General features: G+C 51.8%; 15 protein-coding genes. 5 read left to right on the top strand and 10 right to left on the bottom strand.

Annotation, left to right across the window (positions count from 1 at the left end; translation table 11 throughout):
• Positions 1 to 6 precede the first annotated feature (6 nt).
• On the top strand, positions 7 to 897 hold the full coding sequence (locus AC6I7T_RS06610) for a hydroxymethylglutaryl-CoA lyase-like TIM-barrel protein (protein ID WP_497792542.1): 891 nt from the start codon (positions 7 to 9) through the stop codon (positions 895 to 897).
• Positions 898 to 902: 5 nt separating this feature from the next.
• Positions 903 to 1,691 carry an enoyl-CoA hydratase/isomerase family protein gene (locus tag AC6I7T_RS06615; protein ID WP_497792543.1) on the top strand — a complete coding sequence of 263 codons (789 nt, stop codon included), beginning with the start codon at positions 903 to 905 and terminating at the stop codon, positions 1,689 to 1,691.
• Between the two features lie 16 nt (positions 1,692 to 1,707).
• On the opposite strand, the gene AC6I7T_RS06620 is transcribed toward AC6I7T_RS06615, so the two are convergent.
• From AC6I7T_RS06620 to AC6I7T_RS06665, 10 genes are all read right to left on the bottom strand, one after another.
• Positions 1,708 to 3,195 carry a coniferyl aldehyde dehydrogenase gene (locus AC6I7T_RS06620; RefSeq protein ID WP_497792544.1) on the bottom strand — a complete coding sequence of 496 codons (1,488 nt, stop codon included), beginning with the start codon at positions 3,193 to 3,195 and terminating at the stop codon, positions 1,708 to 1,710.
• Complete coding sequence (choxAB, locus tag AC6I7T_RS06625) at positions 3,196 to 4,833, bottom strand: cholesterol oxidase (protein WP_497792545.1); 1,638 nt, start codon at positions 4,831 to 4,833, stop codon at positions 3,196 to 3,198. It abuts the gene before it with no gap.
• 63 nt (positions 4,834 to 4,896) lie between these two features.
• Positions 4,897 to 7,539, bottom strand: coding sequence for a (Fe-S)-binding protein (locus AC6I7T_RS06630; protein ID WP_497792546.1), 2,643 nt, complete (start codon positions 7,537 to 7,539; stop codon positions 4,897 to 4,899).
• Positions 7,540 to 7,543: 4 nt separating this feature from the next.
• Positions 7,544 to 8,530, bottom strand: coding sequence for an electron transfer flavoprotein subunit alpha/FixB family protein (locus AC6I7T_RS06635; RefSeq protein WP_497792547.1), 987 nt, complete (start codon positions 8,528 to 8,530; stop codon positions 7,544 to 7,546).
• The gene (locus AC6I7T_RS06640; RefSeq protein ID WP_497792548.1) at positions 8,530 to 9,285 is read right to left on the bottom strand and encodes an electron transfer flavoprotein subunit beta/FixA family protein; all 756 of its coding nucleotides are present in this window, start codon (positions 9,283 to 9,285) and stop codon (positions 8,530 to 8,532) included. The genes AC6I7T_RS06635 and AC6I7T_RS06640 overlap by 1 nt, the downstream gene beginning before the upstream one ends.
• 173 nt (positions 9,286 to 9,458) lie before the next feature.
• The gene (locus AC6I7T_RS06645) at positions 9,459 to 11,243 is read right to left on the bottom strand and encodes an acyl-CoA dehydrogenase FadE (RefSeq protein ID WP_497792549.1); all 1,785 of its coding nucleotides are present in this window, start codon (positions 11,241 to 11,243) and stop codon (positions 9,459 to 9,461) included.
• A gap of 12 nt (positions 11,244 to 11,255) precedes the next feature.
• Entirely contained in the window at positions 11,256 to 12,440 is a 1,185-nt protein-coding gene (locus tag AC6I7T_RS06650; RefSeq protein WP_497792550.1) for an acetyl-CoA C-acyltransferase, read from the bottom strand.
• Between the two features lie 88 nt (positions 12,441 to 12,528).
• A complete protein-coding gene (locus AC6I7T_RS06655) occupies positions 12,529 to 14,988 on the bottom strand; it encodes a 3-hydroxyacyl-CoA dehydrogenase/enoyl-CoA hydratase family protein (RefSeq protein WP_497792551.1) in 2,460 nt (819 codons plus the stop codon).
• 366 nt (positions 14,989 to 15,354) lie between these two features.
• The gene (locus AC6I7T_RS06660) at positions 15,355 to 16,128 is read right to left on the bottom strand and encodes a TetR/AcrR family transcriptional regulator (protein WP_497792552.1); all 774 of its coding nucleotides are present in this window, start codon (positions 16,126 to 16,128) and stop codon (positions 15,355 to 15,357) included.
• Positions 16,129 to 16,148: 20 nt separating this feature from the next.
• Complete coding sequence (locus AC6I7T_RS06665; protein ID WP_497792553.1) at positions 16,149 to 16,994, bottom strand: SDR family oxidoreductase; 846 nt, start codon at positions 16,992 to 16,994, stop codon at positions 16,149 to 16,151.
• A gap of 195 nt (positions 16,995 to 17,189) precedes the next feature.
• On the opposite strand from AC6I7T_RS06665, the gene AC6I7T_RS06670 reads away from it, so the two are divergent.
• From AC6I7T_RS06670 to AC6I7T_RS06680, 3 genes are read left to right on the top strand one after another with little or no spacing between them, the layout of a single operon-like run.
• Positions 17,190 to 18,944: an AMP-binding protein gene (locus AC6I7T_RS06670; protein WP_497792554.1), complete on the top strand. Its 1,755-nt coding sequence runs from the start codon at positions 17,190 to 17,192 to the stop codon at positions 18,942 to 18,944.
• Complete coding sequence (locus tag AC6I7T_RS06675; RefSeq protein WP_497792555.1) at positions 18,941 to 19,780, top strand: alpha/beta fold hydrolase; 840 nt, start codon at positions 18,941 to 18,943, stop codon at positions 19,778 to 19,780. Before AC6I7T_RS06670 ends, AC6I7T_RS06675 begins: the two co-directional genes overlap by 4 nt.
• On the top strand, positions 19,777 to 20,493 hold the full coding sequence (locus AC6I7T_RS06680) for a hypothetical protein (protein ID WP_497792556.1): 717 nt from the start codon (positions 19,777 to 19,779) through the stop codon (positions 20,491 to 20,493). Before AC6I7T_RS06675 ends, AC6I7T_RS06680 begins: the two co-directional genes overlap by 4 nt.
• The last annotated feature ends 2 nt before the right edge of the window (positions 20,494 to 20,495 follow it).

A 20,495-nucleotide genomic window follows, 5' to 3' on the forward strand; every position in this document is an offset into this window, starting at 1 on the left:
AGCCAGATGACGAATAAGGTAAAGCTGATTGAATGCCCTCGCGATGCTTGGCAGGGACTGCCCAAGGAAATTCCGACGGAGGTTAAGGCCGACTATCTTCGTATGCTGATAGCAGCGGGATTTCAGCAGATCGACGCGGTCAGCTTTGTCTCGCCCAAAGCCGTTCCGCAGATGGCAGATTCCGAACGAGTACTCGCCTTCCTCAACCCACCGGAAGAGGTAGAGGTTATCGGGATTGTGGTCAATCAAAAAGGTGCTTTTCGGGCGATCGCAACAGAGACGGTCAATACCTTAGGGTTCCCCTATTCTGTCTCAACGGAATTTTTGCAGAGGAACCAGAACCAATCGGCAGAAGAGGCCTTGGACGCACTGGAAAGTATCGGTGAAGTGTCGTATAAGGCGGGCCTGGAAATGGTCGCCTATCTTTCCATGGCCTTCGGAAACCCCTATGGCGAGGTATGGAATATAGAGGAGGTCATCGGTGCCTGCGAGCTGATGGCGGAAAGCGGAGTGCAACAGATCTCATTAGCCGATACAGTCGGATTGGCAACTCCGGAATTGGTGAGTAAGGTTTTCACCGCAGTTCGCGACTCCCTTGACGACGAAATCGAACTCGGAATCCATCTGCACGCAAAGCCAACAAATGCCGCGGCAAAGATTCAGGCAGCTTATGATGCTGGTTGCCGCCGCTTCGATACGGCAATCGGAGGCTTAGGGGGATGCCCCTTTGCTCAGGACGAACTGGTAAGCAATATCGCTACCGAAACCGCAATTGAAGTACTGAGAAAACTTGGCGCCGAATTGCCAGAGATCACGCCTCTCGATAGTCTTATCGGCCTTACGCGTGAATTTGCACGAAAATACGGAAAGCCGGTTGCTCAGACAGCAGTACGGTAAACGCCATGTCTTACGAAACCTTACTAACGCACGAAGCCGAGAGCATTCTCACCATTACGATGAATCGTCCTGAGCGTCGCAATGCGCTCACTCCCAAGATGCAGGAGGAACTCCTGGCAGCTCTGGAGTCGGCTTCTAGCGGTACGGCACAGATCGTCATCCTCACTGGGGCAGGTTCTGCGTTTTGTGCGGGACTAGATTTATCGGAATTGCAAGCTATGGCAGCCACATCCATAGCCGAGCAGGAAGTCAGCGCACGTAATCTGGCACAGCTCTTCCGGACTCTATATTCCCTTCCCCTCATTACCATCGCGGCGGTAAACGGACATGCCATTGCCGGGGGAACCGGATTAGCTACTTTGTGCGACTTCACCTTCGCAGTACCCGAAGCAAAATTTGGGTACACCGAAGTAAAAATAGGATTCATTCCGGCATTGGTTTCAGCATTTCTTCGTTTGCAGGTTGGGGAGAAGAAGGCACGGAGTCTCCTGCTTACAGGACGGCTCTTTGACGCACGGGAAGCCTACGAATTGGGGCTGGTAACTGAGGTCATCGCCGAAGTTACTGCAATGCAACGGGCCAATGCCTTCGCACGCGAACTTTTGAAGAACAGCCCAGCTGCAATGTTGCAGACTAAGCAATTATTGTTATCCCAATCGCTTCCACAACTCGATTTACACATTGAACAGGCTTTGGAAGCCAATCTGGAGGCACGTAGACATCCGGACTTTCACGAGGGGATAACGGCCTTTCTCGAGAAGCGCAAACCTTCCTGGCTACCGAGCAAAGAATAGGATTTCAAGGTTTTGGCTACTCTCGTCCTAACTCCATCCTTCGTGCACCTTTGTCTTTCTTTCGTCCAATCAGCAAGGAGATCATGCGATTCGACCATGAGCTGTAGGGAGGTTTGAAATATTTCGCCAGCAACGCACCGACAAAGGCGTTCTGAACAAGAGCTCCCTTCTTTTTCGAAAAGGTTGAGAAGCCGTCGAAGCCGTGATATGCGCCCATTCCACTCGACCCTACGCCCCCAAACGGCAGTGAGTGTTGAGGCAGATGGAAGATGCAATCGTTGACAGTTACACCGCCGGAGATTGACTGTTCCAGAACTTTTTTGATCCTCAATCGATCCTTATCGAAGTAATACAACGCCAGAGGGCGAGGCCTGCTATTTATGAAAGTCAACGCTTCATAAAGAGAAGAATATGTGACGACAGGAAGGATAGGGCCGAAAATTTCCTCCTGCATCACGCGCATTGTGTCTTTAACACCGAAAAGAAGCGTAGGAGGAAAGGCTCCGCCCTCAGCAGGAAATCCCATCTTCACGGGATTGGGTTGTATGACCCGGGCTCCGCCTCTGCGCGCATCATCCAGAAGACACTGCATTCGATGCCACGCCGAAGGGCTGATCATGTGCGTATAGTCGCCGTCTCCCAGAGCACCCGAGAAGCGTTTCACAATCACATTCTGAGCATGACGAAGAAACTCCTCGGTCTTCCCCGAGGGAACCAGAACATAATCTGGGGCCACGCAGGTCTGTCCGGCATTCCAGAACTTCGCCGAACATATACGATCCGCGGCAACAGCCATGGAATAGGATTTGTGGATCAGGGCGGGAGATTTTCCACCGAGTTCGAGCGTAACCGGAGTCAGATTCTCCGCAGCAGCCTTCATCACCAGCCGTCCCACGCGTCCCGAACCAGTGAACAGCAGATGATCAAAAGGCAACGCAGAAAACGCAGCAGACGCTTCGCTGTCTCCGGGAACAACAGCAACATATTCAGGGGGAAATGACTCGCCAATCAATTGAGCTATAGCATTCGCCGTGGCTGGAGCAAATTCCGAAGGTTTGAGCATCACATGATTACCTGCCCCAATAGCTCCGACCAATGGTGAAAGCGTTAATAGAATGGGATAATTCCAGGCTCCGATTACGCCCACCACACCGAGAGGTTGATAAATGATCTTTGCGCGGCTAGGAAAGAACTGCCAATTGACGCGAACAGTCCGTGTCTGCATCCATTGCCGCAGATGACGTTTTGTGTAACGAATCTCATCTACAAGGGGAAAGAGCTCAAGCAGCCGCGTCTCATAAGAAGATCTCTGTCCGAAGTCGGCCTGGACAGCTCTTATCAGAAGATCTTCATTCCGCAAGACACTCTGGAGCAAAAGTTCCAGCGCTTCTATTCGCTTTTTGTAGATAAGTGGAGCGTATTGCGTAAAGGCATGCTTTTGCGTCTCGAAGACCGCTCGTAATGCTTCTTGAGAACGTGGGACCGCTTGGGCCTGGCTTGGCATCTAAAAGACCTCTTCTCCGAAGGCATCCCACTTCTGCTCTGAAATAGGAGGTATATGACTCATTGCATGTTCTGTAATTGCGGTAATGGTAAGACTTGGATTCACGCCTAAATTAGACCCTAATACCGAGCCATCACAGATATACATATTGCGATAACCAAAAACCCGATTCTTTCCATCGCATACGCCATCGAAGCGGTTGTGACCAATCGCTGCCCCACCTATGCAATGTGCGGTCATCGGAATATTAAACAAAATTTCTGTTATCGACGTCATGGGAGCTCCGCCAGTAGCCGCCGCAGCCTTAACAGCGAATTCGTTTGCCGCAGGAATAAAGGTTGGAATCTTTTCCCCGTGTGTCGTCAATTGCTTCGCAAAAGGCCAGTACCATGGCCGCTTCAATTTCATTGTGAGATGTTTATCAAGTGTCTGCATGCAGAGAAAGATCATCGTCTCCCTTGCCCAGCCGAACGGTACCGATATTCGCCAAAAGAGAAGCGGCCGGCGCACCAGCATCTTCACGACAGTAATGAGCCATAGAAACGCACGCGTCCAATCAGGTCTCCCGAGTGTCATTACCGTAGTAAGAAACGACATCGCATCCGATCCGCTGGGATAGCGGGTCGCTTCAATATGCGTATGCTCATCGATATAGATACCGGACCCAATTGCAATTCCTTTCGACAAATCTTGCGATGAACCGGGAAATCTTACTCCTATCAGCGACTCGGCATTGGTACGGACATGCTTCCCCAACGCATCGGAAATTCTTGGCAGAGACTTTTTGTCTTTCAACCGAAGCAACAATTCCTGCGTTCCTAACGATGACGCTGCAAAAACAACCCCACGACACGTGATATGCTGCCGTTTTGAATCTCTGCCCAAGAACTTGGTCGTAACCTCGTATCCAGTCGAGCCATCCTCGCTTTCGGCCAAGGGGCACACATCGATCACTTGCGTCTCAGCAATTACTTCCGCCCCTCTCTTTTCCGCCAGATAAAGATAGTTCTTATCAAGAGAGTTCTTTGCGCCAAAGCGGCAACCGACCATACATCCGCCACACCCTGTACAGGTAGCCCGTTCGGGGCCCTCACCTGCAAAGTAGGGATCCGGATGAATGCTCCCAGGAACATCCGTTTCCTGTCCAAAGAAGACGCCCACCTCCGTGGGATAAAAACTGTGTTCTACGCCAATTGCTCTGGCCATCTCCTTGAGACGCAAATCGGCAGGACCTAACCAACGATTCGTTGCAACACCAAGCATGCGCTTCGCAGTGGAATAGTGCTCAGGCATGACCCGCTGCCAATCCTTTAGCCCCGCCCAGCTTCCCTGGTTCCAGATAGAGTCGGGAGGAACCAGAAGCGTGTTTGCATAAGTAATAGATCCCCCGCCTACAGCATTACCATGAAGGACAACCAGATGCCGGAAGAATCGCATACCGAAGAAGCCACGCATCCCCAAAGCCGGACGCCACATCCATCGGCGTAAGTTCCACGTACTCTTAGGAAGAGTCTCTGCTGTCCACCGTCGTCCCTGCTCAAAGACAGCAACGCGATATCCCTTTTCGGCCAAGCGCAAAGCAGAGACACTACCTCCAAAGCCCGAACCAATCACAATGAAATCGTAATGGTACTCCATCTTTCCAGACCTCTGTCGTACCGCCCGGAATCAAGTTCCATGCAATCTCGGGAACAAGAGAGCTTAATCGGACTTCGGCTCAACCGGCTCTAAAGGCGCTTTCTCTGCAGAGGAAGATTTGGGAGTCCATTTCTTCCGCTGAGGAGCAGCTTTCATTTCTGGAGTTGCTTCAACTTCCTCCGCTGAAGCAGCAGAAGGACTATCACCTTTTGGCGAGATACTTGGAGGGGACGGAGAAGCACTCTCTTTAGGCCTTGCTGCACCAGCAATCTCCTCAGTGTTTCCTGGACTTTTAGGAGCCCATTTCTTTCGAGGAGGAGCCTGCATTTCTGGCTTTGCCTCGGACTGCTCCAAAGAGCCGACCGGAGGAGCATCTCTCTTGGGTGAGGCAGATACAGAAGATGACGAAATGTCCGCGGTGACCTCCGAAGCACTGTCAATGTTTGCAGGCTGCTTGGGAGTCCACTTCTTTCGCTCGGGAGCAACAGGAGTAGCCGTTTCTGTAGAGCTTGGCGTTTGAGGTGTGACAGAAGCTTTAGTTATAGATTCTGTCGCTACACGGGTAACGGCTTCACTCCCCGCTTTGGTGTTAGAAAGGACGGGAATTTCTACCTCTTGCGGTATCGACGGAACTTCTATCTTCGGGGTTTGACTCTCCCCTGCTTTCTTCAAAACACTTTCAAGCAACAGCTCGGCAATATCCTTAATCGCAACCTCATTCTTCTCATCTTTGCCCGGAGTACTACCTAGCATGCTCTTACAGAATGGGCAGCCTACGGCCAGGACCTTAGTCCCCTCGCGCGAAGCGAGATGTTCTTCCACCTCTCGATAGCGATTACTCGAAATTCGTTCCGCACCGGCCTCTTCTTCTTTCCAGAACTGGCCACCACCGGCGCCACAACAGAAGGAGTTTTCACGGCTGCGTCCAAGCTCGATGACATCGTTACTAAGCACATGCAACAGATTGCGTGGCGCGTCGTACACGCCATTGTGGCGCCCCAAATAACATGGGTCATGATAGGTTACGCTCGCAGGCATCGCTTCAACATCCAGCTTGCCTTCACGCACCAAGGACTCCAGATACTCCGAGTGATGCATCACCTTGTAAACGCCACCAAGCTGCCGATACTCTTTGCCGATCGTGTTCATACAGTGTGGGCAGGTTGCGAGGATAACCTTTGGGCGAACCGCATTCAGGGTATCGATGTTCTTGTGCGCTAACTGGTTATATAGATACTCGTTTCCAGTGCGACGTGCCGTATCCCCCGTACAGCATTCCTTCTTTCCCAGGACGGCATAATTCACTTTCGCACGCGTTAACAACTGGACAAGAGCGCGAGCCGTCTTCTGCGACTGTGGATCATAACTCGCAGCACATCCAACCCAATAGAGAACATCGGGATCTGGATTTTCGGCAATTGTGGGAACCTTCAGACCCTCAGCCCAGGCCATTCTCTGATCGTGATTGATGCCCCAGGGATTCATCGTGCGCTCCATCCCCCGAAAGGCCGTTTGCAGCTGGGTTGGAAACTCCCCTTCCATCATCACCTGGTTGCGGCGAATATCCACAATATCCAACATTTGCTCGTCCTGCACAGGACAAACCTGCATGCAGGCTCCGCAAGTCGTACAGGCCCAGGCAGCTTCAGGAGAAAGCGCAAATTCCAACAACGGACGCGGGCTGGCAGCTCCGGCTTCAAAACCAGAAGACCCCTTCGTCAGACTGTTCAGCTCCATTCGCTTATTAATTTCAAGAGCCGCCGGACTTAGCGATTTCCCTGTGGCTGATGCGGGGCAAACATCCTGACAGCGGTTACATTGAATGCACGCATAGGCATCGAGCAATCTTGCCCAACCAAGATCTTCCAACTTCTTGGCACCGAGCTTTTGATCCTCCACTTCCACTGCTGCCTCAAGCTTCACATCCAGCGCGGGTAATACACCCGAATCTGTTTCACGTGCTACCAAATACTTGAGAGGTGCCATGAAGATGTGGACATGCTTTGAGTAGGGGAAGTACATCAAGAAAGCCAGAACGCTTCCTAATGCACCCCAATAGCCAAAGATTCTCCAGATCTCTGCGTTTGCGGGACTAAAAGCATGCGATAGAAAAGTCGCAAAGGGCTGAAACCGATCGGGACCTTCGAGAGCAATCTTCGCCCCCTCTCCAATTGCCCGGCTGCCAACGTGAAAAAGAATAAATGCCGAAACGACTAATGAATCCCTGCGGATGTAGCCCTGCTGCACATCTTCGTGCAATATCGTCTTTTCATTGAAGATGAAATCTCTCCGGGCAGGCAGAAAGAATCTGCGAACGACCAAAGCGACAACACCGACCAGCACCAGGAAGCTGAGGATGTCGCCGGCAAGGTTGTAAAAGCTTGCCAATATATTGGTCGATGGAATGGAAAAGGGGATGAACCCTTCCATCCCATCGATCAAGTTCACGAGGAGATAAAAGACGAAGCCATAGAAGATAAACGCATGAAGAAAACTGACGACAGGACGTTTGCGAAAGGTTCGCCGCTGCAACAATGTTGTCGTCAGCGCATACCACAACCGGGAAGGCAACCTGTCGAAACGCTCGTCCGAGTCATTGCGGCCTCTTCGAACACGCCGGTATAGGCGATAAAAACCTCTCAGCCCTAACAACCCGGTAATAACCGTAAATAGTAAGAACGCGATTTTATGTTCTAGAGGAAGCATTCGATCAAGCCACTCTTGATTTTTGTTCGGTTTGCTCTTGTTCCTTCTGCAGTTCCTGAATGATGGCAGGAACGATTTCCTTCACGTCGCCTACTATGCCGTAATCGGCAATTTTGAAGATGGGAGCTTCAGCATCTTTATTGATGGCAACAATGTACTTACTTTTGTTCATCCCCGACAGATGCTGCACTGCTCCTGAGATACCAACAGCGATATAGGCCTTCGGCTGAACCGTCTTCCCTGTCTGCCCCACCTGCTCGGAGTATGGTCTCCAGCCTGCATCGACAATCGCACGAGTCGCTGCTACAGCTGCACCGATCCGGTCTGCCAAACCGACAACCAGCTGATCGAAGCCTTCCGGACTGCCTACCCCACGTCCGCCAGCGACCACAACATCCGCTTCCACGAGCGAGACCCGCTCTGTTTGCTCTTTAACTTTACCTGTAATTCTGAGCCGCCGCTGCGGAAGTTGGAGATCTACATCGAACTGTTCGGCAACTGCATTCCCGCTTGGCGCCGCTGCGAAAGAGCCGGGCTTTATCGTCGCTACGATGAACGGACTCTGCGCTTCGATGCGTTCTGTTACTCGTGTAAGGAAACAATAACGCTCAGCCGCCATCACACCATTATCATCTTTCAGACTGACTACATCCTCCAGCAGCGGAGCATCAAGCCTGACCGCTACCCGCGGACTATACTCCCTTCCGCTTCGACTAGCTGCAATCAGAACAGTGTGAGCCTCTCCTTCTGTTGCAATCTGACTTACAGCCGCGCTCCATAACTCTGCATCGTACGAATCGAGTTCCTGTCTGTCGGCAACCAGAACCTGATCGACAAGAAAAGATACTTCAGATGCTATCGAGGAAACGCCATTCCCAAGCACCAGCGCCGTCAGGGGACCTTCACGCCCCATCTCGCGAGCAGCTGAAACCAGTTCATAAGTACTCTTACTTACTTTGCCATCGGCATGTTCCACAACGATCAAGATCATCAGATCACCTTAGCTTCATAACGCAATGATTGAACCAGCTGAGCCGCTGCTGAAGATACATCCTTACCGTCCAGAATCTTATTCAGCCGCTCCTTCGTCTGGATTTCCATTCCACGAACCCGAACCTTGGGCGTAACACCGTAAGCGTCCAGCTTCTCCTTGCGAATCTCCTTCTTTCTCGACTTCATAATGTTTGGCAAGGTTGGATAGCGTGGTTCATTCAGATCCTGCTGAGTAGTAATAACGGCAGGCAATTCCACCTCAAAGGACTCAACCCCATCATTGGTGTCATGTTTTCCTTCAAGGATATTTCCATTCAGTTTTAGGGCACGGGTCCAGGTCGCCTGAGGCCATTGCAATCTCTCTGCGGTCGCAGCCCCAAGAGCCTGACTGTCCCAATCAGCCTGTTGTCCGCCACAGAAGATAAGATCTGCCTGCTCGGCCTGAGCAATTTGTGCAACGACACTGCTTAAGGCAATCGCATCGAGTGCAAGATCGGTTTCCACATGGATTCCACGATCTGCCCCCATCGCAAGCGCTGTTCTCATTGCCTCTTCAACCCTGGCAGGACCAATGGCGAGAACTACGATTTCGGCATCGGCACTATTCTCACGAAGACGAAGCGCTTCCTCCACTCCGTATTCGTCCATTGTGTCCATTACCAGCTTGCGGCCTTCGAGATCCACTGTGCCATTCTTGATTCGAACAGTCTCCTGCGCATCGAGAACCTGGCGAATCAGCGTTAGAATTCGCATCCTAATAACTCCTCTCTGGGGAAACCTTGCAAGATGTACCAGGTAGAGAGTGCGCAAAAGCTAAGAGAATCTGGCCTTCACACACTCTCTGTGGCCTGCCTCTGGTACAAATTACTCTGCTCCAGTTAACTCTCATGAAGCAGCAGTCCCTTATAACGTTCCCGGTTCGCGCACTAAACGGTGTAGCGCCCAGCCTCTACCATTACAGTTGCGATCTCGCGTCCAAGCGCAACGGTATTGGTTGGTTCGTGCTTAATTAGCCGGCGGAAGATCGCCATCTGCGTACGGAGCATATCTCCTTCGGCAATAGCTCCCATAAGTCGCTCGGCAGCAGCCGTAATGATACGGAAGGACCGGGCGGCGTAATACTTGGCCAGCTTAATTGCCAGTTGATTCCGCTCTCCCATCTTCTCCGTTCTCAAAATGGTCGAGTCCAATACCAGGATTTCAGCCAGCATATCCGCCAACATCCCCATCACTTCCTGCTGCTCAGCGAGATCGGTCCCAAACTTCTGAGATGCAGCCCCAGCGCAGAAGAGCCCTAGCTTCTTGGCACTTGCCAAAAGTGAACGCTCCTCGGACAAAGCTCCCTCACCCGCGATCCGGGTGCTTGGACCGGCCATTACCTCGTCCATTACCTTCTTGATCGCAGGCAGCAGAGCGAGTCGGCCTTGCATGGCGCGCTTAATCATCCATCCGGTAATGATCAGACGATTGATCTCATTTGTTCCTTCGAAGATCTTGTTAATACGGGCGTCACGATAGCTCCGCTCCGCCGGAAATTCTTCAACGTAGCCGTAGCCACCGTGCAATTGAAGCATCTGATCGACGATACGTTCGAGTGTCTCGGAGCCCCAGACCTTCATAATCGAGCATTCGACCACAAATTCTTCAATACACTTCTGAACATCGCGATTGTAAGTCGGTGAGGATTTATCGAGTTCGGAAAGAGCTGCATCGATAGCCCCGACAGTCCGATAAACTAACGCTTCTCCAGCATAGATACCGGCAGCACTCTCCGCAATCTTCTCCTGAACAAGGCCAAAAGCAGTCAACGGCTTACCAAAGGCGACACGCTCCTTTGCATAGCGCACACCATCGCGGAAGGACTTGCGAGAACCTCCAACTGCCGCAGCACCAAGCTTATAGCGACCCACATTAAGGATGTTAAAAGCAATCAGATGGCCCTTGCCGATTTCTCCCAGAACATTCTCAACCGGAACATGGCAATCGGTGAGGATGAGCGGACAGGTCGAAGAACCACGGATGCCCAGCTTATGCTCTTCAGCACCGACAGTCAGACCAGGGGTTCCAGCCTCAATCAGGAAAGCTGTGAACTTTTCTCCATCTATCTTGGCAAACACGGTAAACAGACTTGCCATACCGGCGTTCGAGATCCACATCTTCTCGCCGTTCAGGATGTAATGCTTACCGTCGGGAGAAAGGGTGGCACGCGTACGGATATTCATTGCATCCGAACCGGCGGACGATTCAGATAAAGCGTACGAGGCAATCCACTCTCCCGAAGCTAGTTTCGAGAGATATTTCTCTTTTTGCTCCGGCGTTCCGTACCAGACCAGAGGCAGAGTTCCAATACTCACATGCGCACTAAAGGTAACGGAGAAGCTACCGCATACGGCGATATTCTCCGCAATAATCGCGGCAGTAATCTTGTCCAGATCCAGACCACCGTAGTCTTCCGGAACATCAACACCCAGCAAGCCAAGGCTCCCCATCTCGCGCATGAGACGGCGGCTGACGTCGAAGTTCTTGGCTTCGATTTCGCCAATCGCAGGGATGACCTTCTCCTCTGCAAAACTGGATGTAATCTCAGCGATCTGTTTCTGTTCAGGAGTAAAGTCTTCTGGTGTGAAGATATCTTCCGGAAGAAGATCTTCGATGAGGAAGCTGCCACCTGACGTTCTCTTTGCGATATTCGATATTGCGGCTGTGCTCACAATATTCTCCTTTTAATTTTGCAGATTCTCGAAGATGCCCGCAGCGCCCATGCCTCCACCGACACACATGGTCACCATTCCATATTTCGCCTTACGGCGTTTGAACTCATGAAGCAGAGTCGCGGTAAGCTTTGCTCCCGTACATCCCAAAGGATGGCCGAGTGCGATCGCTCCACCATTAACGTTCACTTTTTCAGGATCGATTCCGAGGGTCTTGATGACGGCCAGAGATTGAACGGCAAAAGCCTCATTTAACTCAATCAGGTCGATCTGATCGAGAGTAAGTCCTGCCATCTTGAGGGCCTTTGGAATTGCGTAAACCGGCCCGATTCCCATCTCTTCAGGAAGGCATCCGGCATAAGCAAACGCAACAAAACGAGCTAAGGGTTTGGCGCCTATCTCTCTTGCACGTTCCTCAGACATGACGACCACAGCCGCCGCACCGTCAGAGGTCTGAGAACTATTTCCGGCAGTAACCACGCCGCGTGCATGGAAGGCAGGCCGCAACTTGGCAAGAGCTTCCATTGATGTATCCGTACGCGGCCCCTCATCAATTGTGAACTGTTGCTCTTTAACAGCTGGCTTACCTCCTCCGTTGGGAACAGTTACAGAGACAGGTACAGCTACGATTTCTTCCGAGAAGTTTCCGGTCTGAATGGCCGCAACAGCCTTACGGTGACTGTTCACAGAGAATTGATCGGCCTCTTCCCGTGTAACGCCGTAATGCTTTGCAACACGCTCCGCTGTCAACCCCATAGACAGATAGGACCCTGGATAGTTATCAACCAGCCAGGGATTCAGAGCTACCTTGTTGCCTCCCATCGGTACGTAAGACATCGACTCAGCACCACCGGCCACAATTGCATCGGCGCCACCACCGCGGATTCGCTCAGCGGCAAGGGCAACCGACTGCAAACCAGAAGCGCAGAAGCGATTAACAGTCATTGCGGCAGAGTCAATCGGCATGCCGGCTCGCAGAGAGATAATGCGAGCCATGTTCATTCCCTGTTCGCCTTCCGGCATTGCACAGCCAATAATCACATCTTCGATTTCTTTAGAATCGAGCATCGGAACACGCTCGAGTGCACCTTTGACAGCAATCGCGCCGAGATCGTCAGGGCGGGTCGATTTAAGTGTTCCCTTCGGGGCCTTCCCCACGGGCGTGCGGACGGCGCTTACAATTACTGCTTCCCTCATCCAAGACCTCCTTACTGCTCTATCTGGATCTCCAGATTCTTGAGTTCGAATTACTGCTGATTACAGTGAACGGCTTTGGGGAAGTCCGTTAATTCCGTAATGGCTTACCAGTCTTTAGCGTGAACCCAATACGCTCTTGCGTCTTTGCTTCTCCGCAAAGGGAGAGGAAGGCTTCACGTTCAAGATCTAGCAAGTATTGTTCACTTACGAGAGTTCCCGATGTCAGATCGCCACAGGCAAGAACACGGGCCACATGAGTAGCGATTTTTGCATCGTGATCACTGATGTATTCACCCTCCCGCATGAGATAAATACCCAGCTTCAACGTTGCGAAAACACTCTTCCCGGGTGCCGGAATATCTGTCCGGGGAAGAGGCGAGGTATATCCTTCCCGTACCAGTCGCAGAGCATTTGCCTTGGCATCTGTCACCAATCGATCACGGTTCATGCAAATCGGATCTTCGTCGTCGAGGAAGCGAAGCTTGCGTGCCTCATAAGCCGAGGTCGAGACCTTAGCCATGGCAATGGTTTCGAGAGTGGTCTTGAGCGCATCGACCAATTCGACGGATTCGCCACGGCTATCGGGACGAACATTGTCCGAAGCCGCAACGGTCCTTAATAGCATCTCCTTGCAGCCACCACCGGCAGGAAGAATTCCAACCCCGGTTTCTACAAGGCCCTTGTACAGTTCGATATGGGAGTGACGCAATCTGGAGTGAAGCGAAATTTCCGCTCCACCTCCGAAACAGAATCCGAATGGCGCAGCAACTACAGGTCGAGGAGAGAACTTAATCGCCTGAGTCATTGCCTGGAATGCGCGCACGGTTGCGTCAATCTCCTCCCACTCTTCTTCCTGTGTTGCCAGAAGCAATTGCATGAGATTGGCGCCGACAGAGAAGTTCGCAGCATCGCTGGCGATAATGAAACCGTCGAAGTTCTTTACGGCATCACTGTTTGGATCGAGCTTCTGACGAAGGAACTGGACAATATCGGTTCCGACACTATTCATCTTTGAGTGGAACTCGAAACATCCAATGCCATCGCCCAGATCAACCAGAGAGATGCTGGCATTCTCTGCAAAAACACCATTCGCTTTTTTGAAACTCGAGACCGAAGCTGTTTGGGGATTTTGCTCAATCCGTTGATACGAATTGGTTCGAGGATCGAAATACTCCCGGCCATCGGCACGATACCAGGATCTGTCGCCAAGGACTAACAGCGTTTCTACCGCCGCAGGAATTGCCATCCCGGCAGCTCGCATTTTTTCTACGACTGTGGAGACGCCCACAACATCCCACATTTCGAAGGGACCGAGTTCCCAGTTGAATCCGGCCTTCATCGCACGATCGATGTCCACAACCGTCTGAGCTACTTCACCAATCCGGTTGGCAGCATAGGCCCACAGCTCAGGCAGCGCTTGCCAATAGAACTTTGCAGCCTTATCTTTTTGCGGATTACCGCTCAGCAAAGCTCGAATTCGCCCCGGCAAAGAATCGTTCGTCTTCGCCATCTCGATTTCGGCAAGAGAAGCACGAACTGCAGGCCGGTACTCAAAGCTATTCAGATCCAGGACAAGACGGATCTCCTTGCCATCGGCACCGCGCTCTTTCTTGTAGAAGCCTTGCTTTGTCTTGTCTCCTAACCACTTCCGCTCCACAAGTTGCGTGAGAGCCTCGGGAAGCTTCACATCGGAACGCTCGTCGTGTGCGTTCGCAGCAAAGTTCTTTGCCACACTCGCAAGCACATCGATTCCGACCATATCCGAGAGCCGGAAAGTACCGGTCTTTGGCCAACCGACAACGGATCCTGTCAGAAGATCAACTTCTTCTATGCTGAGCCCTTGTTCTTCCATGATGCGGAAGGTGTTCAGCATGGCGAAGGTGCCAATACGATTCGCAATGAAGTTTGGCACATCATTCGCGGCTACGACCGTTTTACCTAGCTTGCGATCTGCAAACAGGGAGATTGCTTCCAGCGCCTCAGGATCGGTCTCAGGCGTGGCAATCATCTCGAAGAGCCGCATGTAGCGAGGAGGATTAAAGAAGTGCGTGCCAAACCAACGACGCCTGATCTCAACCGGAAGGTCTTCGGCAATCTTGGCTACGGGAAGTCCGCTGGTATTAGTGGTTAGAATTGCAGTGGAGTGAAGGTGAGGAACAACTTTGCTGAGGAGACCACGCTTGATCTCCATGTTTTCCGCGACAGCTTCGATGACCCAATCACAGTCCTTCAACCTGGGAAGGTCATCCTCAAAGTTACCAATGCTGATATGTGCCGCAAATGCTGGATCAGCGAAGGCTGCAGGTTTGGCACTCTTTAGGGCTTCGAGCGCCTTCGCGGCTATACCACTGCGGTCTCCGGTTGACGAAACAATGTCCAATAGCAAGACGGGCAAGCCTGCATTTGCGATGTGAGCCGCGATGCGGGCTCCCATCGTGCCCGCACCGAGCACTGCAACTCGCCACACGTTATAGTTTTTGCCCCCTGCTTTCGGTGAGGGGAAAGGGGAAACCTCATGCACAGGATCTGCGATCGGCAGCGATGCCATTTATGTGTGCTCCTTATTTCAGCGAAAGGGAAAGACCTCGACTTCTTGGATGGGGAATATTGAACGATCGGTCAAAAGTGCATTCTGCCCCATCGAGAGACAGAGAATACTGAACGCGCGGTCAAAAAGTCAAACAGAAAGAAAATCTTTCTTTTCCGAGACCGGCTAGCAATGCAGCTATCAGGAGATATCAACATTGTTTTGAATAACTTCCGATAGAGAATGTACGCAAGATTTTAAGATTTTGTAGAACAAAGAAAACGGGGAGAACTGCGTGTCGCGAGAAAAATTTATCCTCCCGGTCAATTCAACCGGAAGGATTCAAGAGGCACTAGCCAAGTTGGAGTAGGAAGTAGGACAGCTTAGTTACGAACGTCGTTTGCGCCCTGGCGCTAAAGGCTCGGAATGATCAACATGATCGTCGGGCGAGCAATGACAGCGCTGCAAACCTGAAGTCAGAATATTTGTAAATTCAGTGACAATTTCCTGCGGGCTCAAGCTTCCATTCGGTCTATACCAGGTACCAATCCAATTGACTGCGCCAGCCATGGCGAAAGACGCCATCTTTGCATTGCAAGGGGCAATGGATCCATCGGCAATTCCCTCTTCCACATACCCACGCAACGCCGCATCAATACGACGCTTAAGAGTCCTCACCTGACGGCGTGCCTGGTCCGACAGCTCCGAATCGTCAAGAGCCGCGACGCAACGACCGAAGTCATACGTCACAATGGCAGTTGCGTAGGCGTGAATGTAAGCCTTTACCTTCTGCAGCCCATTACCTTTGCAGTCCAGTGCCCCGAGCAGCGCGGCCTCTATGGATTCAATGCCCTCGCGGTAACACTCAATCAGCAGTTCTTCCTTGGTCCGGAAGTAATAATAAAGCGCCGGTTTCGTGATGTTCAGGCGAGCGGCCAATTGGCGCATCGAGGTCTGGCGATATCCGGTTTCCAGAAACAACTGTGCGGCCGTTTGCAGCACGGCATCACGCTTGATGTCCAAGCGCCGCTGCTCCCGCACATGAAAGGCTTTCCAAGGCTCGTGTAAAGCGGCAGATCCTTTGGACTTCTCGGTGGCTTTAGGCAAGAGGTCTGGTCCTTCGACGAAATCTATGTTTTCTCGCGTGCTTTGTACTGGCATTTTACAGGTTGCTCCTTGAATTAGCAGCAGATATCTACCTCGCGCGCTGAATCCAGAAAGAGATCCGACCGAAGCGGAACTCCGGGTGAAACAGCATAGGGGGAAAAGTCGGTAACGCCTTCCTCTGCAAGGACCTCCTCGTCTATAAAGAAGTTTCCTGTCGTTGTGCGGCTATCGCGCTTCAGGATATGCGCCGCAGCATCTGCGACAATTTCAGGAGTCCGTCCTCGCTCCGGATCGGCGCCAGGAATAATCTGCAAAGCAGCGGTAGCAATCAGGGTACGAGGCCAAAGCGCATTCACAGCAATCCCCAACGAACGAAACTCCTCGGACATACCCAGCACACACATGCTCATTCCATACTTGGCGATTGTGTAGGCCACATGTGGAGCAAACCATTTCGGACGCATGTCCAGCGGCGGAGAGAGTGTGAGGATGTGCGGATTTGAAGCTTTGGACAGATACGGCAAACAGGCCTGAGAGCAAACATAGGTTCCGCGAAGATTCACGTTCATCATCAGGTCAAAACGCTTCATCGGAGTTTCCGCAGTGCTTGTAAGGCTGATAGCACTGGCGTTATTGACCAGAATGTCGATTCCACCAAAGCATTCCACTGCCTTGCGGACTGCTTCGCCTACTTGCTCTTCGGAGCGGATGTCGACCAACAGAGGTAAGGCTCTACCTCCGGCCGATTCGATTTCTGCTGCCGCCGTATGGATCGTACCCGGCAGCCTGGGATGAGCTGTGGCAGTCTTGGCCGCCACCACAATGTTGGCACCTTCCCGCGCCGCACGCAGGGCAATAGCCAAACCGATTCCACGACTGGCTCCTGAGATGAAGAGTGTTTTGCCTTTCAGGTCAGACATCCGTAACTGCCACCTTTCCGTGTAGTTACCTGTACGTAGACAGGGCAAATTCGTCGGGAAACATGCCGGTCAGAGGAGAAAGCCAATTGCCGTTGTCTAAAAAAATATTACCGCAAGGTAAAAAAGTTCGTGACAGACATCACATTACATGATTATTTTACCCTTCGGTTAGTAAATTCTGGTGGAGGTCACCGGATGGCGGCACGCACAGCAATTCTGGCGCAGGAGCAATTCAACCGAAAACCACCTTTCTACAAAGTATTGGACGAATCAGATCTTCCCCTGCAGAAACTGTATTCGTCAGAGCGCGAACGAGCATCACAGATGCTCCTCACCCAACCGCTTCTTGGACATGTATCTGAATGGACATGGAGCAGTGCAATGCAGGAGGTTCGAAAGATGGCCTCCTGGCTCAAGGCGCAAAATTGGCCGCCGGGATCACGCGTTGTCATCCTTGGCAGAAACTGTGCCTGGTGGCTTATGGCTGATTTTGCTATCTGGATGGCAGGACATGTAAGTGTTCCATTCTTTCCCGCAGCCAGCAACGGAACACTTACCTCTCTCTTTCGTCACTCCCAGCCGGTTGCATGCTTTCTCGGCCAGTACGACCATGCTCTGCCATTCGAGCAGGATGACGTCTTTCAGAATCTAAGTTTTGTTTCCTTTCCGAATGCCGCTGAAGGACATACACCTGCCAAGGCGATTCCGTGGGCTGAAATTATTGCCAGCCAGGCTCCCCTTGAAGGCGATCCTGTTCGACCGGCTTCCGATGTTGCCACCATCATTTACACCTCCGGAACCACCGGCCAGCCAAAGGGCGCGATGCATTCCTTCCAAGGCCTAAGCCTGATGGGAAAGTCGATGGAACCGGCATTCGAGAGCACAACTCCAGGCGGAGACCGCATTCTCTCTTACCTCCCACTTGCGCACATCGCGGAGAGAGCCATCGTCGAGATGAATGCCCTGAACATTCCACTCCATATCTTCTTCACAGAGGGTCAGGAGACATTTCTCCACGATCTGGAACGCTCGCGCTCGACACTCTTCTTCTCCGTCCCGAGGCTCTTTATCCGCTTTCAGCAGAAGGTCTTCGAGAAAGTTCCGGAAAAGAAGCTCAACCGTCTTCTCGCGATCCCTCTTGTCGGAGGCATCCTCAGGAAGAAACTACTACGCAAGCTGGGTCTCGATCACGCACGTATCGTAGCCGGAGGCGGAGCGGCCACTCCAACCGAAATCATCAACTGGTATCGCAAAATGGGACTGAACTTTATCGAAGGCTACGGCATGACAGAGACGGGAATCACACACGTTCCCTTACCCGGAACCTATCGAATAGGTTTTGTCGGAAATGCGAGTAAGTACGCAGATACTCGTGTCGCCCCGGATGGTGAGGTACAGATCCGTGGGCCGATGAACATGCTGGGCTATTTCTGCAATCCGGAGCTCACGGAAGAGGCTTTCACTCCTGACGGATACTTCCGTACCGGAGATCGCGGCGAGATCGACAAGGCTGGTCGCCTTCGCCTGATTGGGCGTTTGAAAGAGGAGTTCAAGACAGCAAAGGGGAAATTTGTTGTTCCCTCGCGGATCGAGGAGCTTCTTTCCCTCTCTACACTCTTTGAGTCGGTAGCAGTTTTTGGAGCCGGTATGACCTTCCCCTTTGCTCTCGCCGTGCTGACTCCCGAAAAGCGAGCTGAATGCCGATCGGAACAGGAGCGTACAGCTATCACAGGGCAACTGCAAACACTCCTGGAGCAGGTCAACATTCAGCTGGAGCATCATGAAAACCTGCGCTTCATTGCGATTTCCGCTGAACCCTGGACCACGAACAACGGACTGCTTACTCCAACTTTAAAAGTACGCCGCGCTGCAATTGAACAGCACTTCGCCTTGCAGTTCAAAGAATGGGAGCGCATGGAGCGAAAAGTGGTTTGGCTGGAGGTTCGATGACCACTGCACTCCCCCACTCTCATTCAGAATTTCTGTTGCTGAATGGCAAGTCTATTGAAGTAGCAATGCATATCGTGCCATCTGCAACTGATACTATTCTTTTGCTGCACGAAGCACTCGGCTCGGTGAGCTATTGGAGAGATTTTCCACAGAGGCTCGCTATGGCTGCCCAGTCGAATGTTCTTCTGTACTCGCGCCCTGGACACGGCAACTCCGAAGGGCCATTAGAAAAGCGGAATGAGGAGTACTATCTGAGTCAAGTTGAAACAGTCATTCCGCAACTGTTAAAGCACTATTCTCTAGAGTCCCCAATCCTGTATGGTCATAGTGAGGGCGCCGGCATTGCGATCCTATACGCCGCACGCTCAAACAGATCAAAGGCTCTAATCCTGGAAAGTCCATTTGTTGTGCCAGAAAGAAGCGCGTCTCAACATATCCAAAAAATGACAGCAGAGTACCCGGGCAGTAAGCTGCAGGAAAAGCTGGCGCGCTATCACCAGCAACCCGACACCGTGTTTCACGCGTGGGCCAGATGGGCAAGCAATGTAAATGAAGAAAATTTTCATATCCAAGAGTTGCTTGCGAATATTGCCTGCCCAGTTCTCGCCCTACAGGGAGCCGCCGACAGCTTCGGGACCACAGTACATCTCGATGCATTACAGGAAGCGATTCCGAATCTGGAATACGAAATCTTCGAAAATGCGGGTCATCTTCCCCACAGGGAACAAACCGATCTTCTTCTGAGCCGGATAGCTCAATTCCTAACTGGCTTGCACCATCCTGTAACCCATCAAGAATCACCCACACTATCTAATCTTATTGAGGAGCAACTGTGATCCAACATACAAAAAAAGGCTTTACGCCAGGCCTTCTTCTCCTAATGGCGTTTATCCTTGTGCTCCCAGGATCTCTCTGTTACGCACAAGGTAACTATATTGGCAAGTACGACATCTTCACTGGATTCTCCAACGTACACGCCGGATTCGTAAATGGACTGAATCAGCCGGGCTTTGGCATGCAGGTTGGTATGGTTCAAAAGAAGTGGCTTGCAAGCGGCTTCGACTATAGCGTGCAGAATGGAAGCACCAATCTGACGCCGGACCTGTTACCGAAGACACTCCAGGCACAGCTCGGAGCCCAGCTACCACGCGGATACAATCTCCGCGTACCTACCGATATCAAAATTCAAACCTTCGCTGCTGGACCTCAGCTTACCTATCGTCATTTTCCGACGGGAGTTTTATTCATTCACCCGGCGTTGAGTGCATTCCGCGTCTCCGCAACACCACGGCCAACCGATGTTATTTCAACACTGGTTTCAAAAGAGCTAGTCCCTAAAGGAACCAAGGTGGACTGGGTAGGTGCCTATGGGATAGGCGGAGGAACAGATGTTCGACTAACCAAACATCTGAGTGCAAGAGTGATAATCGACGTTGCCTATTGCCACCCGATGAACGATATCTTGGCAAATGGCGGCTGGATTACTCGTGTGTCCGTTGGCCCTGCCTTCCACTTCGGACCGGATATCTCAGGACGTCGCGTAAAATAGTC

This window comes from Humiphilus diazotrophicus, assembly GCF_059726315.1.

Coding starts and splice junctions, on each gene's coding strand:
- AC6I7T_RS06610 (WP_497792542.1), top strand. CDS start 7: ATGACGAATAAGGTAAAGCTGATTGAATGCCCTCGCGATGCTTGGCAG.
- AC6I7T_RS06615 (WP_497792543.1), top strand. CDS start 903: ATGTCTTACGAAACCTTACTAACGCACGAAGCCGAGAGCATTCTCACC.
- AC6I7T_RS06620 (WP_497792544.1), bottom strand. CDS start 3,195: ATGCCAAGCCAGGCCCAAGCGGTCCCACGTTCTCAAGAAGCATTACGA.
- choxAB (WP_497792545.1), bottom strand. CDS start 4,833: ATGGAGTACCATTACGATTTCATTGTGATTGGTTCGGGCTTTGGAGGT.
- AC6I7T_RS06630 (WP_497792546.1), bottom strand. CDS start 7,539: ATGCTTCCTCTAGAACATAAAATCGCGTTCTTACTATTTACGGTTATT.
- AC6I7T_RS06635 (WP_497792547.1), bottom strand. CDS start 8,530: ATGATCTTGATCGTTGTGGAACATGCCGATGGCAAAGTAAGTAAGAGT.
- AC6I7T_RS06640 (WP_497792548.1), bottom strand. CDS start 9,285: ATGCGAATTCTAACGCTGATTCGCCAGGTTCTCGATGCGCAGGAGACT.
- AC6I7T_RS06650 (WP_497792550.1), bottom strand. CDS start 12,440: ATGAGGGAAGCAGTAATTGTAAGCGCCGTCCGCACGCCCGTGGGGAAG.
- AC6I7T_RS06655 (WP_497792551.1), bottom strand. CDS start 14,988: ATGGCATCGCTGCCGATCGCAGATCCTGTGCATGAGGTTTCCCCTTTC.
- AC6I7T_RS06660 (WP_497792552.1), bottom strand. CDS start 16,128: ATGCCAGTACAAAGCACGCGAGAAAACATAGATTTCGTCGAAGGACCA.
- AC6I7T_RS06665 (WP_497792553.1), bottom strand. CDS start 16,994: ATGTCTGACCTGAAAGGCAAAACACTCTTCATCTCAGGAGCCAGTCGT.
- AC6I7T_RS06670 (WP_497792554.1), top strand. CDS start 17,190: ATGGCGGCACGCACAGCAATTCTGGCGCAGGAGCAATTCAACCGAAAA.
- AC6I7T_RS06675 (WP_497792555.1), top strand. CDS start 18,941: ATGACCACTGCACTCCCCCACTCTCATTCAGAATTTCTGTTGCTGAAT.